The sequence below is a fragment of the Lutibacter sp. genome (assembly GCF_013139515.1).
Taxonomy (GTDB): domain Bacteria; phylum Bacteroidota; class Bacteroidia; order Flavobacteriales; family Flavobacteriaceae; genus Lutibacter.
In genome coordinates this window covers 1-4031 of sequence record NZ_WTAR01000121.1, presented here as the reverse complement: position 1 = coordinate 4031, position 4031 = coordinate 1, and the positions used below count along the sequence as shown (strand labels likewise).

4 protein-coding genes and 1 pseudogene are annotated in these 4031 nt (G+C 29.7%); 2 read left to right on the top strand and 3 right to left on the bottom strand.

Annotated elements, in window-relative coordinates:
- Both GQ540_RS10895 and GQ540_RS10890 read left to right on the top strand, forming a co-directional pair.
- Positions 1–336: pseudogene (locus tag GQ540_RS10895) on the top strand (O-succinylbenzoic acid--CoA ligase); the annotation flags it as partial.
- Between the two features lie 99 nt (positions 337–435).
- Positions 436–2277, top strand: coding sequence for a von Willebrand factor type A domain-containing protein (locus GQ540_RS10890; RefSeq protein WP_291800940.1), 1842 nt, complete (start codon positions 436–438; stop codon positions 2275–2277).
- Here GQ540_RS10890 and GQ540_RS10885 read toward each other — a convergent pair.
- From GQ540_RS10885 to GQ540_RS10875, 3 genes are all read right to left on the bottom strand, one after another.
- Entirely contained in the window at positions 2274–2606 is a 333-nt protein-coding gene (locus tag GQ540_RS10885) for a hypothetical protein (protein ID WP_291800938.1), read from the bottom strand. The genes GQ540_RS10890 and GQ540_RS10885 overlap by 4 nt on opposite strands.
- A gap of 3 nt (positions 2607–2609) precedes the next feature.
- The gene (locus GQ540_RS10880; RefSeq protein WP_291800936.1) at positions 2610–3326 is read right to left on the bottom strand and encodes a YebC/PmpR family DNA-binding transcriptional regulator; all 717 of its coding nucleotides are present in this window, start codon (positions 3324–3326) and stop codon (positions 2610–2612) included.
- Between the two features lie 61 nt (positions 3327–3387).
- A partial coding sequence (locus tag GQ540_RS10875) for a carboxyl transferase domain-containing protein (RefSeq protein WP_291800934.1) occupies positions 3388–4031 on the bottom strand: 644 nt, incomplete at its 5' end.

Below are 4031 nucleotides of genomic sequence, written 5' to 3'. Positions count from 1 at the left end.
GGTAGATTTGATTCTATAATTAATTCAGGTGGAATAAAACTAATACCTGAACAAATTGAAGGAAAATTATCAGCAATAATTAAACAACGTTTTTTTGTTACAGGAGTTTATGATGAAATTTTAGGGGAAAAACTAATTTTGATTATTGAAAAGTTGGTCACTAATCGTAGTAGAAGTGAAAATAATATATTAATTAGTTTAAAAAAACTCCAAACGCTTTCAAAATTCGAAATTCCAAAATCAGTCCATTTTCTAAAACATTTTCTAGAAACTGAAACAAAAAAAGTAAATAGAATAGAAACTTTGAAATTACTAAATCTTCTAACTAACCAATAAGTAGCTGTTACTCATTGTAAAATACACTTTACTCATTTTCATTATTATAATTTTTAATTGATAATTACTTTTAAGTATTATTAATTTAAACGAACAACTATGAAAAATTATTTACAACCAATATTTGTGTTATTTATAGTGATACAAGTACAAGCCCAAGAAAAAATTGTTACAGGAAATGTATCTGATAGTACTGGCCCTTTGCCAGGTACAATTGTTATTGTTAAAGGTACAATTAACGGTACACAAACAGATTTTGATGGAAATTATTCAATTAAAGCTACTGTTGGCGACACATTGGTTTATTCTTTTTTAGGAATGAATACAATGGAGAAAATTATTGGTATTCAAAACATTATAAATGTTGTAATGTTAGAAAGTTCTGAAAATTTAGATGAGGTTGTAGTTACTGGTTATGATTCAAGAAGGAAAAGAAAAGGTATAACAGGTTCAGTTTCAGGTTTGCGTATTAGGGGCTCATCTTCAATCAAAAATTCGAATTATTCATATGTTCCAAGAAAACCAGTAGAAGTTGTATCAAATGAATCTTACAAAGAAATTAATGAAAATGTATTTAAAAGTCCACAATACAATCCTCTTTCAACTTTTTCTATTGATGTTTATCATTCTTCTTATACCAATGTAAGAAGAATGATAAACAACGGACAAAAAATACCGAAGGATGCTGTGAAAATTGAAGAACTAGTTAATTATTTTGAGTATTCATATCCGCAACCAACAAATGAGCATCTATTTTCTATACATACTGAAGTTTCCAATACACCTTGGAATACTGAAACTAAAATAGTTAAAATAGGGTTACAAGGAAAAGAGCTAGATAAAGAAAATATACCAAAATCAAACTTTGTATTTTTAATTGATGTTTCTGGTTCTATGTCTAATGCAAATAAATTACCATTGTTAAAATCTGCTTTCAAACTAATGGTAGATCAACTTAGAGAAACTGATAAAGTAGCAATTGTTGTTTATGCTGGTGCGGCTGGTGTTGTGTTGAAACCAACTTCAGGTAGTAATAAAGAAAAAATAATGGAAGCATTAAATAATTTATCAGCAGGAGGTTCAACAGCAGGAGGTGAAGGAATTGAACTAGCGTATAAACTTGCTGAAAAAAACTTTATTAAAGGAGGAAATAACAGAGTAATCTTAGCAACGGATGGTGATTTTAATGTTGGAAACTCAAGCGATAAAGCAATGGTAAAATTAATTATTGAAAAGAGAAAAACAGGGGTTTATTTAACTGTTTTAGGCTTTGGCTATGGGAATTATAAAGATTCAAAATTAGAAACATTAGCTGATAAAGGAAACGGGAATTACGCATATATTGATACGATGCAAGAAGCTAATAAAACGTTTGGAAAAGAATTTGCAGGTACAATGTACACGATTGCCAAAGATGTGAAAATTCAAGTAGAATTTAACCCAACCAAAATTCAGGCATATCGTTTAATTGGTTATGAAAATAGGTTGTTAAATGACGAAGATTTTAAAGATGATAAAAAAGATGCTGGCGAATTAGGAAGCGGGCATACTGTTACTGCTTTGTATGAAGTTGTTCCGGTTGGTGTAAATAGCAAATATTTAAAGAATATTGATAAGTTAAAATATACAAATACTAAGAAGATGAGTAATTATAATGATGAACTATTTACTGTGAAATTTAGATATAAAAAACCAGATGGTAAAAAGAGTATTGAAATAGTTGAAGTAGTTAAAGATGTAACAACTGAGTTTGTAAATACCTCTAACGATTTTAAATTTTCTACATCAGTTGCATTATTTGGTATGAAATTAAGAAAATCTAAGTTTACCAATAAAGCAGATTTTGATAAAGTTATTTCTTTAGCAACCGTTGGTAGAGGAAATGATAAAGATGGATTTAGAGCAGAATTTATTCGTTTAGTGAAAACCTTGAATAACTAAAAGTATTTACTAAAAATTTTTACAAGAACTAACGTTTTTACAATTATCAGACCTATATAGAACCAAATAGGAGTTTTAACAGTTTCTTTTAATTCATAATATGCCAGTTTAATTGAATCTGGCATATTTTTTAATGTATAAACTTGATTGCAATTTGAACAGATTGATTCTCCATACTTTCCTCCTGATAAAAAAGGAATTTGAATTAAGTGTTTGTAAACTCCAATAATGAATACTTTTGTTGATTTCTCAGTATTACATTTTGGGCAAATCACTTCCTTTGAAGTTTCACTTTTTAAAATTGAAGTTTTTTTACCAGCTAAAAACATAAATTATAGTTCCATTGAATGGTACACATTTTGAACATCATCATCTTCTTCTAAACGTTCTAATAATTTTTCAACATCAGCTTGTTGTTCTTCATTAAGTTTAGTGGTAGTTGTAGGAATACGTTCAAAACCAGAAGAAAGAATTTCTAAATTATTTTCCTCCAAATATTTTTGAATAGCACCAAATTGTTCAAAAGGTGCGTAAATTAGAATTCCATCTTCATCTTCAAAAACTTCTTCAACTTCAAAATCTATTAATTCTAATTCAAATTCTTCCAAATCCATTTTTAAATCTTCAGATTTTATTCTAAAATTACATGTATGATCAAACATAAATACTACTGAACCAGAAGTTCCCATATTACCATCACATTTACTAAATGCAGCTCTTACATTTGCAACTGAACGATTATTATTATCGGTTGCAGTTTCAACAACTAGAGCAATTCCATGTGGAGCATAACCTTCAAACAAAACTTCTTTGTAGTTTGCAGTGTCTTTATCACTTGCTTTTTTAATGGCGCGTTCAACATTGTCTTTAGGCATATTTGCAGCCTTCGCATTTTGAATTACAGCTCTTAAACGTGCATTAGTTTCAGTGTTTGCACCACCTTCTTTCACTGCCATCACAATATCTTTACCAATACGAGTAAAGGTTTTTGCCATTGCAGACCAACGTTTCATTTTTCTAGCTTTTCTAAATTCAAAGGCTCTTCCCATAATTAAATTTTACTTTTTAGTGTTGCAAATGTACTTATTACAATATGTTTTTACAATTTTTTTAAACCTGAATAATACCTAAATTAAAAGGTTTTTTGATAGGAGCATGGTTAGCGGCTTCAACTCCCATAGAAATCCATTTTCTAGTGTCTAATGGGTTTATTACTCCATCAGTCCAAATGCGTGCTGCAGCATAATAAGGAGATGTTTGTGCATCATATTTTTTTTGAATTGATTCTAAAATTTCTTGTTCTTTTTCTGAAGTAATTTTTTCGCCTTTCTTTTTTAATGAAGCAGTTTCTATTTGTAATAAAACTTTTGCAGCTTGTTCACCTCCCATAACTGCTAAACGAGCCGAAGGCCAAGCAACAATTAAACGTGGATCGTATGCTTTACCACACATAGCATAATTTCCTGCACCGTATGAGTTTCCAATAATAATAGTGAATTTTGGCACTACTGAATTACTTACCGCATTAACCATTTTGGCACCGTCTTTTATAATACCATCGTGTTCACTTTTACTACCAACCATAAAACCAGTTACATCTTGTAGAAACACTAATGGAATTTTTTTCTGATTACAATTAGCTATAAATCGAGTTGCTTTATCTGCTGAATCTGAATAGATTACACCGCCAAATTGCATTTCTTTTTTTGCATTTTTAACAACTTTGCGTTGGTTCGCAACAATTCCTACAGCCC

Coding starts and splice junctions, on each gene's coding strand:
- GQ540_RS10890 (WP_291800940.1), top strand. CDS start 436: ATGAAAAATTATTTACAACCAATATTTGTGTTATTTATAGTGATACAA.
- GQ540_RS10885 (WP_291800938.1), bottom strand. CDS start 2,606: ATGTTTTTAGCTGGTAAAAAAACTTCAATTTTAAAAAGTGAAACTTCA.
- GQ540_RS10880 (WP_291800936.1), bottom strand. CDS start 3,326: ATGGGAAGAGCCTTTGAATTTAGAAAAGCTAGAAAAATGAAACGTTGG.